Origin of the sequence: Paenibacillus sp. FSL H7-0690, assembly GCF_037980415.1 — a bacterium.
Classification (GTDB): Bacteria; Bacillota; Bacilli; order Paenibacillales; family Paenibacillaceae; genus Paenibacillus_AQ; species Paenibacillus_AQ odorifer.
Genome location: NZ_CP150281.1, coordinates 5166792 through 5191017 on the forward strand (window position 1 = coordinate 5166792; position 24226 = coordinate 5191017).

Sequence of the window (24226 nt, forward strand, 5' to 3'; positions counted from 1 at the left end):
CTCACTATCCACTTATTTTAGGAGTTCAGTAGAGAGGTTGGTTTTAGGATCCCTCACTAGTCTTAATTGTTTTTTCTCAACCGCCTTCATCACTTCCTCACCTTCTACATCCAGGTTAGGAAGCAAGCGATCGAGCCACTTCGGCAAATACCACGCTGATTTTCCCAGCAAAGTCATTACACCGGGAACGATGAGCATCCGGACAACAAAAGCATCGAACAAAACCCCAAAGAGAAGTGCAAAGCTCATCACCCTGATGTTCGGATCTTCTGCCAGCATGAATCCCGTGAAAACAGAGATCATGATCAGTCCTGCAGCTGTAACTACCCCGCCGCTGTGATGAATACCGGCCAGAACGGACTTTTTGGCATCCCCACTTTTCTTAAATTCTTCCCGCATTCTACTGACGAGGAAAACTTCGTAGTCCATGGCAAGTCCGAACAAAATGCCGACGACCATGATTGGGAGAAAATTGAGTATGGGAGCTTGCCCATTAAAATGGAACACATTTTGCAAATGTCCATCCTGTATGACGAAGGTAATGAAACCTAATGTAGCCCCCAAAGAAAGAATAAATCCCAGGACCGCTTTGATGGGAACCAGGATGGACCGGAATACCATCACTAGAAGAACAAAAGCCAAGCCAACGATGATGATACAGAATTCAGGCAGCGCCTCGTTCAGCTTCTGAGAGATATCGATATTTACGGCTGTGCTCCCGGTTACTTTCAGTTTCACATGATTTTGACTCTCGATTTCTGCTGCTTGACTGCGAATTTGTTTAACCAGATCTACCGTTTTATTATCTGCAGGACCGGTAGCCGGAATCACATGAATCAAAGAAATCTTTCCGGAAGGACCAGGAACAGCAGGAGCAATCGTACCAATGTTAGGATAGGTTCTAAGTTGTTCCAGCGCCCCAGACAGATTGGCTGCAGCATCTTGTCCACCATCAGTTTCGGCTAGGATAACGAGCGGACTATGATACCCAACACCGTATGCCTCTGTCATCAGATCGTATGCCCGCCGCTCAGTTAATTCCGGCGATTTTTGCGCATCATCCATGGTGCCTGTCTCCATGTTGAAGAAAGGTATTGCAATAGTGCCCAGCAATGCTACCCCAAGGATCACAGCCAACCATGGGCGCCCGGTAACAAAACTCCCCCATAAATTACCTCGAGTCTCGTTCTTTTTGTTGCGGGTTGAACCTTTGGATCTTTTTTTCGATTTGGCTTTGATCAAGCCTCCCATCGCTTCGAGGATAGCAGGAACCATAAAAATAGCGATGAGAACAGCCACGAAAATGCAAAGCGCAGCGGCTAAACCCATTGCGGTAAGAAAAGGAATACCAATCACCGACATTCCCGCAAGACCGATAATAACCGTTATGCCTGCAAAGACAACCGCACTCCCTGCCGTGCCGTTCGCAATCGCAATTGCTTCTTTTCTCTCATAACCTTCGGCAAGCTGTTGCCGATATCTTGAGATAATAAACAACGCGTAATCGATCCCCACTGCCAGACCAATCATGCTGGCCAGGGATAGAGCAAAAGAAGGGGTGTCGAAGAAATTCGAGCCGATGATGATCAACATCACGCCGGTACCAAGACCAATGACTGCCGTAAGAATCGGTAAGATCCCCGTCAGAACGGATCCAAAAGCAACGGTGAGAACAAGAAGCGCAATGAGCACCCCTATCCCTTCTGTAACGCCGCCGATCTCCATTTTCACATAACCAGAGCCAGTTAATTCAGCTTGTAAGCCGGCATCACGCAAAATACCTGCCACATCAAGCACACGTTCCTTTGATGTTTCTGTAACATCACTACCTGGAGTATTGTATGAGATGGTGGCATAGCCAATTTTGCCATCTGCACTTACCGAATGATTGTCATAAGGACTTACTACTGCTGTGACCGCCGGATCCTTAGCCACTTCCTCTAACTGTGCACCAATTAATTGCTTAGTTGTTTCTGAGGATAAGGTTTCATCCGTTAGTGATTTCATCACCAACTGAATTTTGCCGCTGTTATCCACCATGGAGGGAAATTCCTGATACATCTGTTCCATCGTTTTTATGGACTCCAGTCCAGGGATAGTAGTTCCCTCATGAAGCTTAGGCCCCATCGAAAGAGCTACGATTGCCGAGATCAGCAGGATGGCAATGCTTCCTAGAATGACTTTAATGCGGTTGCTCGCCGACCAGAACCCAAGCCGGTACAATAATTTGGCCATTTCAGTATCGTCTCCTCTATACTAATGTTTTTCTCTATGCCTTTATCTTATAGAAGAGAAGTCTTGCTAACATCGTCCAAAGGGGCGGACACGCTCTGCCCTTTCGGGCAGCCCATTAGTCCGCAAAAAAAACATGCGAAAGATTTCTTTCGCATGTTCAAAATTACATATGTAAAATCCCCCGTTCCAAAGCGGCCGCCACTGCCTGCGATCGCGAATCTACCCCTAGCTTGTTGTAAACATTCGTCAGATGAGCTTTTACAGTACGTTCTGAGATTCCCAAATCAAAGGCGATTTCTTTACTTTTGAAGCCCTGCGCTACACTTTGCAGAATTTGAGTTTCTTTATCGGATAACAAGGATACTTCTTTATGAATCGGAGCCGAAGCCTTCTGCTGCTCGCGAGCAGAAATCACTCTCTCCATGATTTCTGCTGAGAGCAAGGTTTCTCCTCTTATCGCCGATTCAATATTCCTGAACAAATTTTCCCGGTTCGTATCCTTTAATAAGTAACCTCTCGCACCCAAGGCCAGTCCATTAATCATTAATTCATCTTCGTTGTAAGTCGTCAAAATAATAACTGGAACGGAGTTGTTCTTCTCCCTCAATACCTTCATGGCTTCCAGTCCGCTCATGACCGGCATATTCAAATCCATCAGGATCACGTCCGGTCGCACTTCATCTATAAGGGTTATAGCTTCCTGCCCATTTACCGCTTCTCCAACAATTTGAAACTGTTCATCCGTCTCCAGGATCAGCTTCAAGCCTTCCCGAACAACAAAATGATCATCTACGATCAGAATTTTCACTTGCGTCATGTAGGGTCTCCCTCACTTAATGATGTCTCAACCTGAATGCTTGTTCCAGCCGAACTGCTGCGCACCTTCAATTCTCCTCCAATCAGCCTTACCCGCTCCTGAATCCCGAGTAAACCGTAGTGTCCGGCATCCTTGCCGATGGCGTCTGTGTTAAATCCCAAACCATTGTCTCTGATTTCTATAAAAAGCCGCTCATTTTGATCGGACAGGGTAATCCACACCTTGTCAGCCCGGGCATGACGGGCGATATTGGTCAGACCTTCTTTTATAATGTGCAAACTATGTTCCATCATTACTCTAGACAAACGTCTGGTAAGCTTAAAATCCATGGTTACAACGATACCTGTAGCTTCACCAAAATGCTGTGTTTCATAATCGACCGCTTCCCTAAAATCAATCTCTGAAGCTGATTTTGCCCGCAAATTGTCAATTGCTCTACGAGCTTCAGCTAAGGTTGTGCGAGCCTGCTTCATAGACTGTCTGACAATTTCTTGAGAGCGCTCTGTGTTGCCCTTGGTCATATGAGCATCCGCGGCTTCGAGCTGCATAATTAATCCGGCCACTCCCTGCGCCAATGTATCATGCAGATCCCGAGCCATTCGCTGGCGTTCATTTGCCAATGTCAGCTCCTCTACCTTTTTATGGGCCTCTTTTAGATCATGCAAAAAATTCTGAATTCTGAGACGCTCGCGAACCTGTTGAAAAAACAATAATGTATACGCTAAAACGATCACAAGCATCAGAACAAATAATGGCATAAATACGATCAATTCATCGGTATCGCCCACGGTGAGCGACGAATCAAAAAACAAAATTATACTAATAAGGGCAACAAAAACGATTCTTTTTATCCGAAATGAAAAACCAAGGCTTTGGGCAATCAGGACCGGAAGCAATCCCATCAACACTGCTTGATACCCCTGTGGCATCAAAATCGCACAAAGGTAAATTAAAATTGCTTGTGCCGAAAAATAAAACCAAAATTGCTTATTAGTGATTCGATAGGAGTTCCAGTGCAGCAGAATATGGACCGTGAATAAGCCTGTAAATATCGAACTGGATAATATTTGAGGGTCCTTAAGAAACTGCAGCAATATAGTGCCAATATATACAATGGATACCCAGATCAAAAGCGGCAATCTGGACGCAAACAATTCATCGATGAACAATAGTCCGGCTTTTTTTTCTTTCACTTGGCTGACCCTCCTTCTCCTCTATTATAAAGATTTAACCTACATGTTGGTAATGTACGAAAGTACATGTACGTTTGGGCAATCGAGATCGCCTTGTCTGTAATGCCTTCCCGGATAAAACTTCGTTATAAGAAGAAGCACACACGATCTCTATTCCCTATTAAAAAAACAAAAAAACCTTGATTTCTCAAGGTTTTCGTAAAAAATGAACAAGAACTATAACCCCGCACTAATAGCTTAAATCTGCACCGTTAGAGGTTATGACCTTTTTGTACCAGTAAAAGCTGTCCTTACGCAGACGCAGCAGCGTTCCATTGCCTGCATCATCCTGATCAACATAAATGAAGCCGTACCGCTTGCGCATCTCTGAGGTGGAAGCCGAGATCAGATCAATACAGCCCCAGCTGGTGTAGCCCATCATCTCCACGCCATCGGCAATGGCTTCCGCCATCTGCTCAATATGCTGGGCCAGATACTCTATCCGGTATGGATCACGGATCGTGCCATCCAGTTCGAGCACATCTGCAGCACCCAGACCATTCTCTACTACGAACAGAGGAAGCTGGTAGCGGTCATGCATCTCCTTGAGCACAAACCGCAGCCCCTTTGGATCGATCTGCCAGCCCCAGTCGGAGGTTTTCAGGAAGGGATTCTTCAGCCCTGAGGACAGATTACCTTCCGTCGTAGCCGTGATACTCTCATCCACACTGACTACTGAGGACATGTAGTAACTAAAGGAAAGAAAATCTACAAGATTGTCCCGCAGCAAAGCTTCGTCCCCCGGCAACATGGTTATTGTCACTCCATGCTGCTCCAAATGCCGGCGGATATAAGAAGGATAATAGCCTCTAACCTGAACATCGGAGCAGAACATTGCCATTTGGTTCTCAGCTTGTGCTTTCAGTACATCACCGGGATGACAGGAATATGGGTAGAGCAGCTTGCGGGCCAGCATGCAGCCGATCTGGAACTGCGGATTGATCTCCCGGCCCCGCTTAATCGCAAGCGCACTGGCTACGAACTGGTGATGCAAAGCCTGAAAAGCAACCTGCTTCTCATTTGACTTGCCATCCAGAATAATCCCTGCGCCCAGAAACGGCGCTTTGAGTGTACAGTTGATTTCGTTGAAAGTCAGCCAATACTTCACCTTATCCCGGTAACGGGTGAACACAGTCTCCGCATAACGGACGAACAGTTCAACCAGTTCTCTGGATTCCCAGCCGTTGTATTTGGTGACTAGGTGCACCGGCATTTCATAATGGGAAATGGTGACCAGCGGCTCGATATTATATTTACGCAACTCATCAAAAACATCGTCGTAGAATCGCAGTCCTGCCTCGTTAGGTACCTGCTCATCGCCATTCGGATAAATACGAGGCCAGGAGATGGACATACGGAATACCTTAAAACCCATCTCAGCGAACAAGGCGATATCTTCTTTGTAGCGGTGGTAGAAATCAATCCCTCTGCGTTTGGGGTAATTCCCCAGATTATCATCCTGTATGGCCTCTTCTAGCTGTGGACCGGACATGGACAATAGCTGTTCCAGGCTCTGCCGTTCCTTAGGAGGACAATATTTGACTACATCAGCAGTGGACAAACCCTTGCCGCCCTCATTATACGCGCCTTCGACCTGATTGGCGGCTACCGCACCGCCCCACAGGAAGTTTTCCGGAAATGGATAAGTCATCGGTTGAGCCTCCTTTTATTAATGGGTGGCAGCGGTTGCTGCCGCTTTAGCTTCAGCCTGCTGTTCTTGCTCCAGCGCTTCGGCATCGGCTTTTTTAAAGAATGGATAGTAGATCATGAAGCTTGCACCAATCATAACCAGCTGGAACGCACTTACGCGCCAGCCCCCGTTCATCCAGCCATTAACCAGCACCGGAATGCCCAGCGGCACCTGAATCCCGTGCAGCACAGGAAGGATACCCAGAGTCGTCAGAAGAATCGCCAGACCACTACTCACCAGCGGAGTCAGGATAAACGGAATCATAAACCGAACATTCAGCACCAATGGCATCCCGAAAATCACCGGCTCATTGACACCGATCAGACTTGGAATAATTGCCAGTTTACCAAGTGTCTTATAACGTGTAGATTTGGCGAACAACATCGCAATAATGAGACCTAACGTTGCCCCCGCACCACCGATCAGTACATAAACCGGGAAGAACGGTGAACCAATGATATGCGTACCTTCCACACCTCTTTGGTAAGCGTCCAGATTCTCAAGTCCCAAAGCCACCCAAATCGGGCCGACAACGGAATAGACTACCAAGGTGCCGTGAACTCCAAAGAACCACAGCAGGTGAATTACGAAGATGCAGATCAGCATCGCCCACCAGGTACCCCCCAGACTAGTCAGTGGCAGCTGGATAATCGAGAAGACAAACTCGTGCATATTGCCATATTTCGTTGCGGCGAAAATCGCCGTCAGCACCAGCATCAGAACCGCTACGATAAAACCAGGCGTAAGCGCGGCAAAAGATTTCTCAACCGTGGGCGGAACACCCTTCGGCATTTTGATATAGAATTTCTTTTCCAATACAAAGGTATAGATCTTACCTACCAGCAGTGCCAGGATGATTGCCACGAACAATCCTTTGGCGCCCAACCAGGAGTAACCAAATGCTTTGGTCACACCGTCATCCAGCAGTCCTTTTGGTGTAACTAGCAAGAAACTCATCAGTGCCAAAATCCCTGCCGAAAAACCTTGCTGCTTATGTTGGGTAGCGAAATTGTAAGCGATGGAGAACACCGCGTAGAGTGCGATCAAATCAGTGGTTACGGTTGCCGGAATCGAAGTATAAGTTTTGAGTCCAGTGCTTTCCAGGAAATTCTGATAAGGATCAAGCTTGAGTGCATTAATCAGGGAAAAAATAGCGCCCAGAATCAAAATTGGCATCAAGGCCATCAGACCGTTGGAAATAGCGCTGATATAGGTATTTTTTTGGATTTTCGTGCTGACTTTCTGGATCTTGGCTCTCCATTCTGCGCCGCCTGCCATGACTTAAGCCCCCTTCTCCATCAGTTCAAGTGCTGTAGCCAGCACCTTGTCCCCATCCATCATGCCATAGTCCATCATATCGATCGTAGTTACTGGAATGTTCGGATATTCTGCGGCCAGATCGCCTTCGGCATGTCCCATTTGTGGTCCAAGCATAATGATGTCAAAAGGCTTTTGATCGGCGATGTCACTCTCCGCCACCGCATCAATAACCACTTCAACCCCTTGTGTCCGTGCCGATTCTTTCATCCGTTCCACCAGCATACTTGTCGAGAATCCGCCTGCACAGGCGAGCAATATTTTTTTCATCTTAGTTCACCGATCCTTTCAATTCTAGTTCGAGCGCTTTGCGTTCTTTGATTTCTTCGATCAGTTCCACAGCCAGTTCTCTAACCGTCAGGGCATTCATCAAATGATCCTGCGCGTGAATCATCAGCAGCGTAATTTCTGTCTTTTCGCCCCGGCCTTCAGCCTGGATCAGCCCCGTTTGTACTTTATGTGCTTTGGTCAAGCTGGTCTTGGCGTTCTTAATCATCTCGCCCGCTTCTTCCAGGTTTCCGGCGCGCGCGGTTCTTACCGCTTTTAAGCTAAGGCTTCTTGCCTCTCCGCTGCTGGCAATAATCTGCATAATCGTTTGTTCATAATCCATGGGTTCTCCACTCCGTATCGTCATTTTATTTATAGTAGGTTCTCTATCTCATTCATAAATTGCTCATAACTATTCGTGTTTAGCAGCCGATTGCGGCTGTCTTCCTTCTCCATTAGAACCAGTAGCAGCTTGCTGATCTCTTTGTGCAGGAATAACTGCCCCGGACCCAGATTGATCAGAAAAATCAATTGGACCGGCTTCCCCTCATAGATCAGCGGTTTCTTCAACACGGTTACACTGATACAGTCGCGGATCGCGCTCATCCGCATCGGATGCGGGCCGGCCACCCCATTTTTGTAAATGGTGGTGAATTTCTGCTCTCTGAGCAACACTTGTTCGGGAAAATCGTCAGCTGCATAATGATTGCCCACGATCTCCCGGCAGCGCTGCTTTAACAGCTCCATGTAATCTTCGTCCGAACCAGACAGATGAAACAGCTCCCTGCGGAACAAATCCTTGAAATCCATCAGCTTGTAGGATGGTTCTGTGCGATTAATCTGCAAAGACAATATTTCTTTGATCCGCTGAATCTCTTGATCATCCAGCAGCTGTTTGATATGGATCACCGGTTTTTCCTTAATCTCTGTTGCCAGCGGCACAGTAGAGAGGATCAGATCCACAGGCTTGCTGCTGATCTTCTCCACCTCCGTGATGGAGGCTGTGATCACCGACGCTTTAGGGAATACCGCTTCCAGCTTCAGCCGGATTAACTGGGCACTGCCCCCTCCCGTCGAGCAGATCACGGCAATCCGCTTGAACTTCTCCAGATTGCGCTGCTGCATCCGTTCCAGATGGGTGGCAAAATGCAACGCGACATACCCTGCCTCATCGCGCGACATCCGAAACCCGTACTGCTCCTCTACAATCTCAGCGAAGCGGAAGGAAATGACGAACACATTGGCATACTGGCTGTAAACATCCTCCACCAATGGGTTGCCGAGCTGAAGATTGTAATACAACCGGTTCAGCAGCGGGAACATATGCAATAGCAGTGCTTCGCGCAGCTCTTGATCTTGCGTGAATCCAGTAAGGAACTCGCGGTCCAAGCGCTCCAGAATAGCCGTGATTCCCTCCCGCAGATGTGATTTGGTCTCTTCCGACATCCGTTCCATAATGGTCTTGCCAGAAATGTGCAGCGCCAAATAATCAATCTCATCCGCCGGAAGCTTAATCTGGTATTGAGAGGAGATGAAATCTGCAATACTCCCGGCAATATCCTGATACAGCGGCTCAGGTGTTCCCTGCAAGGCTTGTCCAGCCACAATGAAATTGTGCTTGGAAACCCGGTAAAGAAGAATGAACAGATGGGTCAAGATATTATCCAGAAACACATCCGAGATCTTCAGTTCTTTTTCCTTGAGGATTTGCAGTAGAAATCCCTTAAGCTGCTCAGCATCAAAGTCCTGACTAAAAGCATGAAAATCCTCCGTATGCTGCAGCGTATGACCCGATTGCAAGATAAAGTAAGAAAAGGCTTTACGGAAGTCTTGCTCTTCCCCCTCGATTTTCATGCCATAATGAGCCCGACGTTTCAAGCTAAGCCGGAAAGCGGCAAGTCGCTGCTCTACTTCCTTCAGATCGGAAATAATAGTAGAACGGCTAACGCCGATTTCTTCCGCCATGTTATCCATAGACTGATAGTTATCGTTCTGCAAGAGATAGAATAGTAAATACTGCTGGCGTGATTGCTTATTATCGAGATCCACCTGATCCAGCTGCAGCATTCCTTTTTCCTGGTAGCTACTGAATTTGGCTTCATCGCCAATCTCCAGTAGATAACCCTGGCCGCGGATCATACGGATACCGAAACCATTCGCCTCTCCTGTTTTGTCGAGTGCACGGATCACGTCACGGAGAGTCCGTTCGGACAACCCCACTTCGGCAATCAGCTCACTCATGCGCACAGGACTCTTGCGGGTATATAAAATATTAACAATCGTATATTCTCTCACCTTAAATTCCCTCATTTGTGATACTAGTATCGGATGAAGCACTCAGCTGGTTATGAATACATCATACGTGGAAGCGTTATCTTCTGAACAGTTTGTATTCTGCTGTTTGGAACGGCAGAAACTGACGGATAGGTAAATAACGGATTAAATTCTTAGCATACATTATTTGTGGCCACAAATCAGGAGGAAATATACAACAACGAGGAGAGTGTGATGTGAGGGGAATAGGATCAATATGTAGGTTGGAACCAGAAGTATCTTTTACTAATCAAAAATCCCAAGGTCAGTATGACCTTGGGATTTTGATTATCTTCTGCAGGAAATCACGCATGGCTTTGCAATATTTTATCCACTACATGCCCACAGCTGAGGAAACTGCAGCAAAGATTGCCGCCACCAGCCAAAGAATCGGAAACAGCTTGAGTATTACCTTTAACCATTGTCCAAAATTGATCCGGGCGATGGCCAAACCTGCCAGCAGCACACCACCTGTTGGCGAAATGAGATTCGTTAATCCATTTCCAAATTGGTATGCGGTTACTACCGCTTCGCGGTTAACACCCACAAGATCGCCTAATGGTGCAAGCACAGGCATCGTCAAGGCCGCCTCTCCGGATGAAGAAGGAACCAAGAACGTAATAATATTATGCACGACCAGCATAATGGTGGTGAACAAGTAATTCGGCAAACCCTTAAGCATAGTAGCCAGGCCATTCAAAATGGTATCGATAATCATCCCGTTCTCTGCAACGACGAGGATCCCCCGGGCCAAACCGATGATCACAGCAGCGTAGTGTGAGTTATATTTCATCTTGGCATTAAAAAGGCCTCAATTCGGCGATTCTGCCACAACAATAGCTAGATCCATCTTATTGCAATTAAATCAAACCGTTTCCATTCTATTTGAACTGGAACCAGGTTAAATTTGCAACTGTGGTTGAATCTGACTTAACAAAAGTTACATATACGGTATGGGTCCCTACAGCGGTCCCGGCATTAAGCGGGATATTCTTGACTGACCATGTCTGCCATCCGCCTGTGCTTTCTGCTGTCCAATAACCCAGCATAGTGCCCGTAGGACTGTCCAAGTGGAATTCTATTCTTCCGCCGGAATTAGCGGATGCAACCTTCAAATCAATACTTGTTTTAGCTGTACTACCAAAATCTACATTTTTAAATGCTATATAGTCGCCATTACTCCCTCCACCAACATCCAGCCCACCATCAGTGCTTGCCTCATAGGAAATAACACCTGAACTAAGGTTATAGCCTTCCGCTTCAAATTTCAATGTGTTGAATTTTGGAGCTGCAGCATAGCTGTTAGTATCTGTTATTTTCAATTCTGCCAATGTAGTTGCCGCAACTCCACCGACGCGAACATTGTTTAATGTAACTCCGGAGACAGTAGATGTGTCACTCCAACCCTTCATTATTGAAACTTCACCTAAAGCGCGTAAATTTATATTATTATAGACCACATTTTTTATCGGACCGGTTTTCGCAGAAAGATCAAACCATCTGGAGTGAACACCGGATCTTGGCCAGAAGCCTTCTACATCTATATTGTCAAATATGATGTTTTGTGCTGCTGGAGTTCCATAAAGATGACCTACTGCTAAAGCACGCCAGCACCGGTATACATAAGAGTTTTTAACAACTATGCCATCCTGAAGCTGTTTCACTCCATCTCCAACCTTAAATGCTCCACATCTGCTCCAAGCCAAAGCATCATCCACAACTACATTTGACTGGCTTTCAGGACTTCCAGGCCAGTTTGCAGCTATATCCGTAGTTTCTACATCCCATGTCTTAAATGAGTATGTGTCATCCTCCGATACTGCTACAGTGTGCTTTATGAGTACATTCTGGCTCTCTTGAATGTCGATTGCATCATTTTCATAATCAAGTTCATTGTTGTTGAAGTGCTTTGTATTCTGGAATGTTACGTTATTAGATCTTGTAACTATTGTAGCCCAGCCACCGCTGTCTCTTATTGTTATGCCGTCAACCGTGAAGTTGCTGCACTGCAAGGGTACAAGAATATTGTTCAAATAATTGTTTGTATTTCTCATATAATGGCCATTGCCGTCAATAGTCCCCCTGCCGTATATCTTAATATTGTTTGCATTTGTTTCAGTATAAATAAACCATGTTCCATCCTTACCCAGAGAATTCTTATGAAAATGGGTAGTGTAATCGCTTGGATTTCCTGAACCCCTTATAACAGAACCACCCTCCAGATAAACCGAAACATTGCTTTTTAAAACAAGGTTTCCGCACTTATAAACACCGGCTGGAACGTATACTATACCGCCACCTGCTGCGTTAGCCGCATTTATGGCGTTTTGTATTGCAGTTGTAGCCATAGCGGCACCGGTACTGTCGGCACCGTACCCGGTTTTAACATTGTATATACCTGTACCGGATGAAGCCGGAACATTGGTTTCAAGAGCATCTGCAGCAATAACCAGATCTTTCAGGTTATTGATTTTAACTATAAGATATGTTGGTGATGAAAGTGTAAATGTAAGTGTATTTCCGCTCTTTGTTGCAGTGATTCCCAAAGCTTTGGGAGAAATATTATAGGTATTGATTGTCTCGCTTGCTGTTATTGTGATTGTAGTAGTACCTGAAAAAGAGAAATTACAATAATTATAGTTTACAAATACCGCCGAAGTGTCGATTACCGGTATATTTGTAGAGTCTGCTGTTACCGTGTATTGACTGGTCGTGGTATAGATCGACGGTAATGGATAGCTTACAATTGTGCCCGCCGCTCTTGCTGTCAAAGGAACGACAGCTAAAAGACTGGCGAGCATACAAACAATTAAACTTAATAGTTTTAACCTTTTTAGCATAAATAAACACCTCTTTCATATCTTCAGAAAATACTCTGTCATCAGTGAATAATGATTTCACCAGTGATGCTCTATTACTCTTTTCATAAAGTCGACATATTCCTGTTCAGCTTCGGAAGTGGCAGAGTAATACTAACCTTTTCTGCATCAGCAAAGTTTCCTTTTAAAATACGGCCCCGGTTTTGTTCACCTTGTGCAGGATTTCTGCGTTGGTCGCTACTACTGAGCTGTATTGTTGCATTTTATGCACAATCTCCGCGCAAGCCGCTCCAATCATGGCACATGGCCCTACTGTTACTCCGCATTTCCGCCCTCAGCCTGCTTCCAATCTTATCTATGCTCCGGCTCCAGACAGAGCCGGAGCAGATCGTCCACATGGGCCGTTGCCAGACATTCCACCGTATCCGCAGAGCCGTAATAGATCTTGACCTCGCCGTCTTCCTCCAGAATCATCCCTCCCGGAAAAATCACATGATTGCGGAATCCCCCGCCAATCTCATAGTCTGTCTCCGGTACCAGCAGGGGCTGCCTGCTCATGCCGATCACCTTGCGGGGGTCCTCCAGATCCAGCAGCATAATTCCGGCGGTATAGCGCTTCTTCCAGGTGTCCTCCCAACCTTGCTTGCCTCTGGCCGGGTCCACATCCACCGCATGGAAGGTGGTCAGCCAGCCCTTATCCGTCCGGACCGGAGGTGCGGCCGGGCCAACCTTGTCATTGGCAAACGGCACCTGCTCGACGGCGAGCAGTAGGCTGGAGTTGCCCCAATGCTTCAGGTCCGGCGACTCGGAGATCCAGGCATCGAAGCGGTCCCGGCCGCCGCGGCTGTATACCGTGAAGGGACGCTCCAGCCGGACATACTTGCCGCCGATCAACTCGGGAAACAGTACCATATTGCGCAGGTCCGGTGTAGACAGGCTGAGCACCTCGAAGTGTTCCAGATCATCGGTAACGGCAATTCCGCCGCGGATGCCATGGTGCGTATCCACGGCAAAACACATATAACAACGGCCGCCGATCACGGTCAGGCGCGGGTCGTAGGCGCGGATAATTTCCTCGTCATGAATTTTGAACACTGGCTTCGGGCCGGCGGTCCAGCTCAGCCCGTCGTCACTGTAAGCAATGCCGAGATCCGTGGTGTGGTGCGGCTCAAGCGTCTGATCTACCAGTGAGCCGTAATCATTACGGAAGATCATCACATACTTGCCGTTAAATTTCGTTACACCGGCATTGAATACCAGTGCGGTGGGGTAAGGAACCTTCGTTGCATCCAGCACAGGATTGCCCGGATACCGCCGGATGAACGGGGCAGATTGCAGAATTGCCGGAGCGTGTTGAGTCATGGGATGTACCTCCTTGAATGTTAAATATGGAATATGGGTTGCGCAGGGCCGGACCGCTACCCTTTGAGGGAACCGGCTGTCATCTGCATGAAGGATTTGTTGGCGAACAGATAGGCTACGAGAATCGGCAGAATGGACAAGCAGGCGCCTGCCATCATATAGTGGGTCTGGGAAGCGGCCGAAATCCCGTATTTCAGGTTCGCCAGCCCGACAGTCAGCGTCTGCAGCTCCGGCTTCGTCATCGTGAACACGAGTGGCAGCAGATATTCATTCCACGCGCCGCGGAAGGTGAACAGCGCACCTACGCCGAGTCCAGGTCCGAGCAGCGGCAGAATAATCCGCCAGAAGGTGCGGCCGGGGGAGCTGCCGTCCATCAGCGCCGCCTCATCCAGCTCACGGGGAATCCCCTTCATGAAGCTGGACAGAATGAAGAAGATCGAAGCATGGGCGGAGATCAGAATCAATATGACCCCCCACAGGCTGCTGTGCAGATGAAGCTTGACCATCAGATCAAACTGCGGACGCAGCACGACCGCCCCTACTGCCACGAACATAGTGAAGGATTGCAGGCCGATATACAGTTTCTTGCCTGCAAAATCCATCCGGTCCACCACATAAGCCGCCATGGATGATACCAGCAGCGTGCCAACCACCGCCGCCAGAGAGACAATCAGGCTGTTCAGCGTATATCTGGAGAAATTCGCCTGCGCCCAGGCTTCGGCATAGTTCGAGAAGTGCCAGCTATCCGGCAGGAAGGTGGCTCCCGCAGTCAGTTCGGCATTTGTCTTGAAGGAGCCGAGAATGGTGATAACAACCGGAATCAGGGTGATAAAAGCAAATGCCAGCAAAAAAATCCACAGGATGATATTGCCCAGTATGGTTCTTATTCTCATAATAGCCTCTCTCCTCAATCGGTCTGATTCATACGTCTGGATGCGTAGAAATAAATGAGCGATATGATCCCGACGATGACCGCAGACACGAAGGCGACCGCACTGCCGTATCCGAACTCTTGGACCTGGACCGCCGCGCTGCCTCCGCCGACAGGGAAAAATAATTTGTACAAATACAGGAACATCACCTCTGTCTTGCCTACAGGACCGCCTTCGGTCAGCACCATAATGCTCTCGTATCCCTTCAAAGCTGTAATGATCGCCAGCATAATGACCATCTGCATGACAGGCCCGAGCATCGGCAGGGTGACATAGCGGAACTGCTGGAGTCTGCCTGCTCCGTCCAGGGAAGAGGCTTCATAAACATCCTCCGGGATATTCTGCAGACCGGCGAGGAAGAGCAGCATGTAATTGCCGACCGCCCCCCAAGCCGCAACCAAAATGACGGTGAGCATGGCATATTTCGGCCCCAGCCAGTCCACACCGGAATCGGAAAGGCCCGAACGGATCAGGAACTGGTTGAGAATCCCGTTATACGAGTTAAAGATCGTGAAGAAGACTACGGCCATTACGGCGGTACTGATGACGGTCGGCATGAAGAAAATCCCCCGCAGCAGCTGTCTGCCCCGCAGCCCCCGATTCAATATGGAGGCCAGCAGCAGAGCCAGCGGAATAGTGATCAGCAGCTTGCCGCCTGCATAGACAAACGTGTTCACCACCGAATCCCAGAACTGGGTATCCTTCAGGATGCGGCTGAAATTGGCCAGCCCGGTAAACCGGGCCGTTCCGAACCCTTTGTAATCATAGAACATATAGCGGAACGCCCAGGCAATCGGATAAATCCCGAGGACCAACGTGAGCAAGGCACTTGGAAAGATAAAGCTGTATGAAAATAAGGCTTGTTTTGTTTTGTTCATCTGGTTTCTTCCGGCTCCTCTCCCTTGCGGCCAGAGCAGAGGGATGGGAAAGCTGCTTCCTCATCCCTCTGCTTTGGCCTATATCTCTATCCCTGACCTTCCATCTACTTGGCGAACTTGCCGCCCAATGCGGCGGGGTCAAAGCCGGCATCCGGCTCGGCCTTCACGCCATCATTCGCAATCACGCTGTCCAGTGCAGTGTTATAGCGTTTGTTCAGATCGGCGATAATTGCCTTCAGATCGCCGCCGTTCAGCATATACTTGAAGAAGGCGTCATCCGATTTCATCCCTTCCGGTGCTACAGACGGATAGACCGGCCACACTCCATCGTGCTTGTTCGGCAGGAAGCCTTCAATGCCGTTCACATCCGGTGTCTTGGCTACTGCGCTGACGGATGGAACCATGGAGATACCAAAGCCTTTTTCCTGATAATCCGTCAGCACCTGATCGCCGTACATGAACTCCATGAACTTCCAGGCTGCTCCTTTGTGCTCCGACTTCGAGCTCAGCGCCAGCCACTGGCCCCCGAGGAAGCCCGAAGCCCCCTTCACGGTGCCGTCGATGGTCGGAACCGGAGCGGCTGCCCAGTCAATCTTGGCCGGGAACTGATTCTTGTAGACGCCCGGCTCCGAGGAGTAGGACATATACATTCCGATTTTGCCCTCTGCAAACTGCGCCCGCAGCGGATCAATATCCAGCGATTCCACACCCGGCAGCATGCTGCCGTTGTCCCGGATCTGCTTAAAGGCATTGATGATCGATTCGAAGCCGCTGAAATCGTAGCGGGCCGTCTTGAAATCATACCCGAAACCGCCGTAGCCGCTCATCTCCGCAATCACCCGCGCCGAACGCGCAAACGCGCTTCCGGGGCTTTTGAAGTTCTGGGCGAAGCCGTAAGCGCCGTCCGCTTTACCGGCTTCCGTCAATTTTTTGGCGGTATCCACCAGCTCCTGCAGGGTAGCTGGCGGATGCTCAACGCCTGCTTTGGCGAACAGATCCTTGTTGTATACTAGACGCATGGTTGTTCCATAATTCGGCAGACTGTAACGCTTGCCGTCAAATTCATTCAGATCCGGCATGACCGGGAATTTCGTCTTCAGCTCATCGGTGAGGAACTCGTCAATGGGAGCGAGAAAGCCTTTTTTGTAGAAGGTCTGGATGGTATTCTCCTTCACCCGGATTACATCCGGCGCATCGGAGGTCTGGAAGGACAGATCGAGTGCGGTATCGAAGTCGTCGCCCTTGACGACCAGCTCCACCTCAATCCCGTCAGTATTGGTTGCGTTGAACTCGGCTACCTTGTCCTTCACGAAATCCGCATCATGACGGTCGCCGGTCCAGTAGCTGATTTTGGTCTTGTCCCCCGAGCCGCCTGTCTTCCCGTCTCCCTTACCTTCTGCAGCATTGCCACCGTTACCGTTGCCGCAGGCTGTCAGGCCAAGTGCCAGGACCAGGCTCAGAGATGTTATTAGCATACGCTTCATCATTGGTAGTTCCCCCTTATATATCCCTGTTGTATTCGCTTACAACCTGATTATAGACGGATTGGCGCATCCGGATAAGGCGGGTAAGCCCACTTTAAGGGCAGATTTCTGCAGGAGCTTTATACAGTGAAGGGAGGCCACCTCCGCCCTGCGGACATGCCTCCCCTGCGCATTTTTATTCTTTTCCAAGATAATGCAGTTTGAACTCGGACGGGGTCATTCCGGTATATTTCTTGAACACCTCGCTGAAATAGCGCCTGTGCTCATACCCGAGATCCTGGGCGATCTCCTGAACCTGCCGGCCGCTGATCAGCATCGCCTTAGCCTTCTCCATCTTCTCGTGCATCACATACTGCTGAAACGAAATCCCCTGCACCTTCTTGAACAGGTTGGAGAAATACCCCTGGCTGAGGTTAATCTGCTTCGCCACCTGCTCCAGCGACAGCCCCGTATCCAGATGGCTATCGATATAAGCGGCGGCCTGGCGGATAATCCGTGTGGACTCCAGGGAACGGACCTCCGTAACCAGCGCACAGGCCTCCCGGCACAGCCCGGACAGCAGGTCCCGGATATCCTGCAGGGAAGGATGCACCCGGTTCTTCATGACGGCAATCCTGCGCTCCAGCGGCTCCACCTGCCCGTAGGGGAACTGCTCCAGCAGGACCCGGCAGATCCTGTAGCCCAGCTCATAGCCGACGCTTTCCACATAACGCGGCTCAGGCAAAAGCCCGCTGTCCAGCAGCTCCGCGAATAGCTGATCGAGCATCTGCAGGCTTTTGGCAGAATTGCCGGAACGCAGGGCGAACAGCAGCTCCTGCTCGACGGCGGCGGAGTAGCTGTGAAGTGCGAGCGGTTTATTCTCGACATTGCTGTAAATGTAGACCCCGTTTCCTCCGGTGTAGAAATGATAACCCAGCGCGCTAATCGCCTGCCTGTACGCTGTGCCCAGCTCCTGAATCGCCGCTGCGCCCAGCCCCACGCCAATGGAAAGTGTATGCCGGGAGAATCGGCTTACATTCGTGCAACAGGCCTCCGTAACCAGCGCGGCCGTATCCGGGTCCGAGCCGTTCATGATGCAGACGTACCGGTCTGTCGCCTCCCGGATGATAACGCCGCGGGTCCAGGCGGAAATCGTCTCTTCGAGAATATTATGCAGGCTGAACCGCAGCAGCTCGACCTCCTGCACAGGCTGGCCGCTCAGCTTCTCCGTGAAATGATCGATTTCGGCGACAAACACGAAGAAATCATGCTGGTCCAGAGGGATATCGAGATAGGCCCAGCGGGAACGTGCATCCGATTCTGTCGTCTGGTGGTGCAGCAGGAAGATGAGATATTCTTGGCGGAGAATAGGCAGACTTTCTCTAATTTTGGCCTCCATCACAGCAAGTCTGGTGGTCTCCTGACGCTCCTCCCGGCACAACTCCCTGGCCTTCAGCACAGCCTGCACAATCTCGTTCAGGGAAAAGGGCTTCTTGACGAAATCAAGCGCCCCTAGTCGGATGGCTTCCTGGGCATAAGAGAACTCCGAGTAGGCGCTGAGGATAATAATCTTGCAGTCCGGCAGTTCCTCCAGAATCGCCCGGGTCATCTGCAGGCCGTCCATTCTTGGCATCCGGATATCAGTCAGCACAATGTCCGGCCGGGTCTCGCGGATAATCTGCAGCCCCGCTTCACCGTCCAGCGCTGTACCGACTACCTCAATACCGTGCTCCTGCCATGGCGGCTTGCTCGAGACCATCTCCACCACACTTTTAATATCGTCGATTACACATAATTTGAACCTTTCCAGCTCCAGCTTCCGGTCCATCCTTCATCTCTCCTCTTCTGAGGGAATCCACAGATCCGTCCGTGATCCCTTACTTGGTTCGCCGCCCACATCCATACGGGCTTCGTCCCCGTAATACAGCGCCAGCCGGTGCCTGATGTTGAACAGGGCATAACCTTTCCTCGACTGCGGAGCACTGAGCATCCCCTGCTTGACCCGTACAGCATCAAGTCCCCGTCCATTGTCGGTAATGCAAATATGCAGCAGCCCCTGCTCCCGGCTGACCGTGATGTCTATCCTGCCTCCTAAAGTCCGGTCGCTGAATCCATGCTGGATGCTGTTCTCCACCACCGGCTGCAGGATAATCTTGGGCATCAGACAGGTAAGCAGTGCCTCATCCTCTACCGTCACCGTGTATTCGAACAGACCTTCATAGCATTTCTGCTGAATAGCGAAATACTGCCGCACGTGGGACAGCTCATCCGCAAGGGTAATCAGATCCTTGCCGCCGCTGAGCCCGATCTGGAACATCTGCGACAACGACAGGATCATCTCATTTACATCGTCATTCTCCCCCATGACCGATTTGCAATAGATGGTATTGAGTGTATTGTACAGAAAGTGCGGCTCCATCTGGGCCGTAAGCGCGCGGATCTCTGCATGCCGCTTGTCCTCCTCCTTGGTCTTCACATCCGCGATCAGCGTCTTAATCTCTGACATCATCCGGTTGAACTGAAAGCCGACCTGGGCAACCTCGTCCTCATAACGGCTCTCATACACCACGCTGAGCTGGTTCTCTTCGACTCTGCGCATCAGCCGCCGCAGCTTGAACAGGGGCTTCAGCAGCACAGATGTCAGCTGGTTGGAGATCAGCCAGGTGGCCAGCAGGAAAACAACGATGACATAGAGGGTAATGCGCTGCACCCGCTGCAGCTTGCCCAGCAGCTGGTCCCGCGACTGCATGCCGGAGATGATCCAGTCGGGTGATACCGCTGAGCTTGTATAATTAACCAGATACTTCTTGCCGCCATAGCTGTAGTAGTGGTCCTGCGGATCGGCCGCTTTCCCGGCTTCGGCAAGCACCGGCTTCCAGGGGAACCTGCCCCGGAACGGCCAGCGGGACTCCACCACCGCCTCTCCTTCCCCGCTCACCAGATAATAATTTCTCCCTGCTTGTTCTCCGCCTGTATTCAGCAGCTCATCTATCCGGCTCTCCCTGATATTGACCACAATAAATACATTGCTGATCGGCGTGTAAGGGTATTCATAAATCCCCCGGACTACGAAGGAGACCACCCGCTGGCTGCCCGTGAACAACCGGTCATAATGTCCTTTGGCCCAGTAGCCGCCCGGCCGCTCCTTGCTCAGATCATATAATTCCGAGCCGTAGAACGAGTTGTCCTGCGCCCGGATCTGCGTAGTGGAATAGAAATCGCCAATCGGGGTAACGATCAGCACGTTTTCGATGATCGGCTGATTGAACGTTACCTGGGAGAGCACATATTGCAGATCCGACAGATGGACATAGTAATTCGACACATCATGGCTGAACACATCGAGCATCATCTTGCGGTACGCATCGCTCAGCATCAGGGACTGCACAGACAGCGCCACATCATTCAGGCGGGAATCCAGCAGCTGTGCCGTCTTGCTTACGGTCTCCCGGCTGCCGGCGTAGGCATTATCCTCGATCTCCTGCGCGGCAATCCAATACGAGAAGCTGCCCATTGCACCGATGGACAGCGTAATCAGCACGATGAACGAGAACAGAATCCTCTGTTTGATGGATATCCGGTAATACCTGCCGGCGATCTGCTGCCGGATCTTACGGCCATAGGCTGTGAATGTATTCATAGTTCCCCCTTCTTGAGCATGTATCTCCCTATGTTTGTATGTTCTTGTCACTTGTACCATATGGCTGCTCCAGTCCGGTGTCAAGACAGGGCATGATTATTTAGCGGATTCCGTCCCTTATTATCAATAGGCAGGGGGCCCTCCGCATAACATGGTGCGGATTCACTAATCATGGCTCAAGTTGACGGGAAGCTGCGCGATTGAGTAATTATGCTTGTGACGGTCAGTCCATTCCGTTTGATGCCTTTCTGCGGCAAATGTTGAACGATCCAACAGTAGCAGAGCTCACTGATTTTGTTGCCTCATACGTAAAAAATAATACAATTAGCCAAACTGACGGTTTCAAGGGCGATTCTATGAAGCATGAAACAGAGATGGGGGGAACGTTGAGCGAAGTCCTGCCCCAACTGAATACTGGCGGCAACGCAGTGTTCACTTATTATGGCGGCGGGCAATCTGGTCTGCTTCATGTGGTATTCCATGTATAGGTCTGGTAACAATATACTGCTTCCATTTGCTGCTTCGACATCTGGATGTGAAGATGTAAAAACTACGTCAAAATTTCAATTTTACGTTTTTATTTCCGCTTGATCATCTTTACAGTAAATCACGCTTAATTTTTGCGATCTGTCACAGTTCTAGCTGTTCTCTAGGGTTAAGCCCCTTAACAGTCTGCAATAACTCCACTACTGTACCACTTAATTCACCAATAGTTGAATGCTCCTTCCCGGTTAAAAGCCATTCATAAGAACAACCGAACTCAGAGCAAATTGAGAAAACCGTCTCTATTGCCGGCTTCCTTTTCCAGATTCCAAATCACTAAGGCTGCCTTGAGAAACACCGATTTTATTAGCAAAATCCGTTTGATTAAGATTATGTATTTTTCGTAGTTGTTTAATATTTGCCCCAATAGTGTTCATTTAACCGCCTCCACACTACGATTTGTGCCAACAATTGATCCACGAGCTTTTGAACCTAAAATCAGTTTTAGCCATTTAGAGTATCTTTAATAATACTCAAGGAAAACCATTAAAAAAGCCCTGATAAATCAAGGGTTTCTTGACCATCAGGACTAAGATACTTGTGCCAAAAATCGTTACAAACGCTGACAAGATGAATTACAACTCACACGTAGATAAATTCTCCGCAACCTTTAACAAAATTCTCGGCAATTTCCTTTTGACTCATCCGGGTGACAATCCCTGAAAAAATACCAAGTGCAAAGAAAAGCGCTCCGATCTCAGTCATATACCAGCCTTTGCTCAGTATTCCCCAGACAATAAGCCCCAAGGTAAAGATGAAGCCGCCAATAATTAATTTATCCCGATTCGAGAAACTTACTTCTATCCCATCGTTCTCCTTGATGAAGTGATGGCGGTTTAGAATATCATTTTGGAATACCGCTGAAAATCACCATGGCTATCGGAATCACTTTTGAGTCTTCCGGCTAAAGCCATCAGTGCCCGGTCAATCGCCCCCGTCTGCAGAATAATTCTAAAAGCTCCCCCTACAATTAGGACGAAGGCGACGACATCAGCAGCATTGATGATTCCCTCCAACGGCGCACTGGCAATTTGGGCAAATCCTTGTCTCAAATCCCCTTGCTCACTGATTTTAGGAACGGTATGATAAGTTCCTTGTCAACTATTAATTTATTCAGAATTCAACTCCAAATTATCTTCGGCAGCGACGATCTGTAATGCTCTGATTTTTAAAATAAAAAAATCGCATGACCTCAATATTTCATGAGAGTCATGCGATCTTCTGGTCAAGGATGATAAGACGGGGATAGAACCCCTACGGTACAGGAACAGTCCGAGATGATGTTGCAGATATAATCACAGGAGAAACAACTATTACTGAATAGCCTTTAATCTTCTATTTCAACGATTACATTAATGATAGAAGCATCATGGTCTTTAATACGAAGTGGTGCTGCGAAGGCAGAAATGAGTTTTTTGCCAACTAATGGAGCTGGGTTAATATCTTCATAAATGAGCATTGTCGGCTCTTTATATTTCTCATGATCTAAAAAGGCATGATGGACAAAATAGCCGTTTCTTTTTGCTTCTGCCAAATTTTCAATGCTCAAGGTATCAATAGCTACTGCTTTGCAGTTTGGGAGCTTCGTCCGGATGTATTCGGCAGCTTCCGAAGAGACAGCAGGAAAATTATTGGCGTATTTTTCGAAATCCGTATCTCTGTGTTTCCAATAGCTCGTGTTGAAGATTAGAATATCCGCTTCATTAAGTTCTTCATATTCCTCAAGCATGTTGATTGTGATAAAGCCGTTTGGGCCAAGCGGGCAGTCAATTAATAGTGGGCTTCTGTAGATGAAGTCTTCTATAGGAACAGCATCTATCCCCTTACCGTTATTCAAATGATGCCATGGTGCATCGACATGGGTACCAGCATGAAGATAAATGCTTAACACACTTCCGTTCCATTCATCTCCTTTAATCAAGCGCTCTCTAGGATCTAATTTCACTTCTGGTAATCCTGGAAAAATAGGCATTCCTTCATAAATTGGGTAACCAATTTCGACGAATTTTGAAATAGTAACACGCTCCTATAGATCACATAATTCCCCTCTACGTATACTCATTTTTTGTACAGGATTTATGCTGGTCCGATAATGTAACGATAATATTACAGCTTAAAGTTGTTGATAAATAGTACATTATTGCAGTAATTATTATATAGCTTCCTAAAATGCCACTCTTAGTGTGTATTTTTCAAACTATTTGTTCTGATGACCTAAAGAATAAATTATATTGGCAATGGTTTGCGGACTTTCTCCCCCGTTTGACTCGAGCCACTGATTAATGACACCAATAGATCCATAAACCTTGTAAGTGAAAGAATAGTCCCTTAGAAAGGGTTCGTTCCAATTTTGTTCAAGTAAAACTCGTGTTAAAAATTCACTTTTTCCACTCTCTGAAATTAGAAGCTGATACATGGTTTTCTTATCTTGAATAATGTTTAACAGTTTGACCATGGATTCTTCAGATGTGCAAGGACTGCCTCCTTCTTGTAATGCTTCCACCAATTCTTTATTAAATTCATTCTGCATCACTTCAAATAATTCAAAAGGATCTTTGTAGTGCAAATAAAAGGTGCCACGGTTGATATCAGCGTAGTTACATATTTCAGTGACCGTTATTTGAGGTAACTTTTTAGTTTCTAATAAAACCAGGAAGCTCTCTTTAATGAGATTAATCGTATATTTAGTTCTTCTGTTATTCTTGGTTCCAACCATAT

At 48.3% G+C, this 24226-nt stretch carries 22 protein-coding genes; 1 reads left to right on the forward strand and 21 read right to left on the reverse strand.

From position 1 onward, the window contains the following. Window positions 1-12: 12 nt before the first annotated feature. The 16 genes from MHI32_RS22780 to MHI32_RS22855 all read right to left on the reverse strand — a co-directional run bounded on the left by MHI32_RS22780 (window position 13) and on the right by MHI32_RS22855 (window position 20965). Window positions 13-2235 carry an MMPL family transporter gene (locus MHI32_RS22780; RefSeq protein ID WP_076279253.1) on the reverse strand — a complete coding sequence of 741 codons (2223 nt, stop codon included), beginning with the start codon at window positions 2233-2235 and terminating at the stop codon, window positions 13-15. Between the two features lie 163 nt (window positions 2236-2398). Continuing rightward, window positions 2399-3052 carry a response regulator transcription factor gene (locus MHI32_RS22785; RefSeq protein ID WP_076218827.1) on the reverse strand — a complete coding sequence of 218 codons (654 nt, stop codon included), beginning with the start codon at window positions 3050-3052 and terminating at the stop codon, window positions 2399-2401. Then, the gene (locus MHI32_RS22790) at window positions 3049-4245 is read right to left on the reverse strand and encodes a sensor histidine kinase (protein WP_340010948.1); all 1197 of its coding nucleotides are present in this window, start codon (window positions 4243-4245) and stop codon (window positions 3049-3051) included. Before MHI32_RS22790 ends, MHI32_RS22785 begins: the two co-directional genes overlap by 4 nt. Before the next feature lie 229 nt (window positions 4246-4474). Next, window positions 4475-5935, reverse strand: a complete 1461-nt coding sequence (gene ascB / locus MHI32_RS22795) for a 6-phospho-beta-glucosidase (protein WP_340010950.1) — start codon at window positions 5933-5935, stop codon at window positions 4475-4477. An 18-nt stretch (window positions 5936-5953) separates the two neighbouring features. Then, window positions 5954-7252 (reverse strand): PTS transporter subunit EIIC, encoded by a 1299-nt coding sequence (locus MHI32_RS22800; protein ID WP_076128887.1) that lies wholly within the window; start codon window positions 7250-7252, stop codon window positions 5954-5956. Window positions 7253-7255: 3 nt separating this feature from the next. Further along, window positions 7256-7561, reverse strand: a complete 306-nt coding sequence (locus MHI32_RS22805) for a PTS sugar transporter subunit IIB (RefSeq protein WP_036683292.1) — start codon at window positions 7559-7561, stop codon at window positions 7256-7258. Between the two features lies 1 nt (window position 7562). Beyond that, a complete protein-coding gene (locus MHI32_RS22810; protein WP_038572728.1) occupies window positions 7563-7901 on the reverse strand; it encodes a PTS lactose/cellobiose transporter subunit IIA in 339 nt (112 codons plus the stop codon). A gap of 29 nt (window positions 7902-7930) precedes the next feature. Further along, window positions 7931-9853 (reverse strand): BglG family transcription antiterminator, encoded by a 1923-nt coding sequence (locus MHI32_RS22815; RefSeq protein WP_340010953.1) that lies wholly within the window; start codon window positions 9851-9853, stop codon window positions 7931-7933. 352 nt (window positions 9854-10205) lie between these two features. Continuing rightward, complete coding sequence (locus MHI32_RS22820) at window positions 10206-10664, reverse strand: TIGR00366 family protein (protein ID WP_248549335.1); 459 nt, start codon at window positions 10662-10664, stop codon at window positions 10206-10208. Between the two features lie 88 nt (window positions 10665-10752). After that, complete coding sequence (locus tag MHI32_RS22825) at window positions 10753-12711, reverse strand: carbohydrate-binding protein (protein WP_076279257.1); 1959 nt, start codon at window positions 12709-12711, stop codon at window positions 10753-10755. Between the two features lie 330 nt (window positions 12712-13041). Beyond that, the gene (locus MHI32_RS22830) at window positions 13042-14052 is read right to left on the reverse strand and encodes a glycoside hydrolase family 130 protein (protein WP_036683303.1); all 1011 of its coding nucleotides are present in this window, start codon (window positions 14050-14052) and stop codon (window positions 13042-13044) included. A gap of 56 nt (window positions 14053-14108) precedes the next feature. After that, window positions 14109-14945 (reverse strand): carbohydrate ABC transporter permease, encoded by an 837-nt coding sequence (locus MHI32_RS22835; RefSeq protein ID WP_036683306.1) that lies wholly within the window; start codon window positions 14943-14945, stop codon window positions 14109-14111. Window positions 14946-14959: 14 nt separating this feature from the next. Then, the gene (locus MHI32_RS22840) at window positions 14960-15862 is read right to left on the reverse strand and encodes a sugar ABC transporter permease (protein ID WP_036683309.1); all 903 of its coding nucleotides are present in this window, start codon (window positions 15860-15862) and stop codon (window positions 14960-14962) included. Between the two features lie 104 nt (window positions 15863-15966). Further along, window positions 15967-17349: an extracellular solute-binding protein gene (locus MHI32_RS22845; RefSeq protein ID WP_036683312.1), complete on the reverse strand. Its 1383-nt coding sequence runs from the start codon at window positions 17347-17349 to the stop codon at window positions 15967-15969. Window positions 17350-17521: 172 nt separating this feature from the next. Continuing rightward, complete coding sequence (locus tag MHI32_RS22850; RefSeq protein ID WP_036683314.1) at window positions 17522-19153, reverse strand: response regulator; 1632 nt, start codon at window positions 19151-19153, stop codon at window positions 17522-17524. A 3-nt stretch (window positions 19154-19156) separates the two neighbouring features. Then, window positions 19157-20965 (reverse strand): sensor histidine kinase, encoded by a 1809-nt coding sequence (locus MHI32_RS22855; protein ID WP_036683317.1) that lies wholly within the window; start codon window positions 20963-20965, stop codon window positions 19157-19159. A gap of 200 nt (window positions 20966-21165) precedes the next feature. On the opposite strand from MHI32_RS22855, the gene MHI32_RS22860 reads away from it, so the two are divergent. Continuing rightward, on the forward strand, window positions 21166-21453 hold the full coding sequence (locus tag MHI32_RS22860; protein ID WP_036683320.1) for a hypothetical protein: 288 nt from the start codon (window positions 21166-21168) through the stop codon (window positions 21451-21453). A 297-nt stretch (window positions 21454-21750) separates the two neighbouring features. On the opposite strand, the gene MHI32_RS22865 is transcribed toward MHI32_RS22860, so the two are convergent. From MHI32_RS22865 to MHI32_RS22885, 5 genes are all read right to left on the reverse strand, one after another. Next, entirely contained in the window at window positions 21751-21885 is a 135-nt protein-coding gene (locus MHI32_RS22865; protein ID WP_339188112.1) for a helix-turn-helix transcriptional regulator, read from the reverse strand. Between the two features lie 205 nt (window positions 21886-22090). Beyond that, window positions 22091-22351: a hypothetical protein gene (locus tag MHI32_RS22870; protein ID WP_340012758.1), complete on the reverse strand. Its 261-nt coding sequence runs from the start codon at window positions 22349-22351 to the stop codon at window positions 22091-22093. Next, window positions 22345-22560 (reverse strand): hypothetical protein, encoded by a 216-nt coding sequence (locus MHI32_RS22875; RefSeq protein WP_076128872.1) that lies wholly within the window; start codon window positions 22558-22560, stop codon window positions 22345-22347. Before MHI32_RS22875 ends, MHI32_RS22870 begins: the two co-directional genes overlap by 7 nt. A 275-nt stretch (window positions 22561-22835) precedes the next feature. Continuing rightward, window positions 22836-23522 (reverse strand): cyclase family protein, encoded by a 687-nt coding sequence (locus MHI32_RS22880; RefSeq protein WP_076218835.1) that lies wholly within the window; start codon window positions 23520-23522, stop codon window positions 22836-22838. Window positions 23523-23705: 183 nt separating this feature from the next. Further along, window positions 23706-24224 carry a TetR/AcrR family transcriptional regulator gene (locus MHI32_RS22885; protein ID WP_076128868.1) on the reverse strand — a complete coding sequence of 173 codons (519 nt, stop codon included), beginning with the start codon at window positions 24222-24224 and terminating at the stop codon, window positions 23706-23708. Window positions 24225-24226 lie beyond the last annotated feature (2 nt).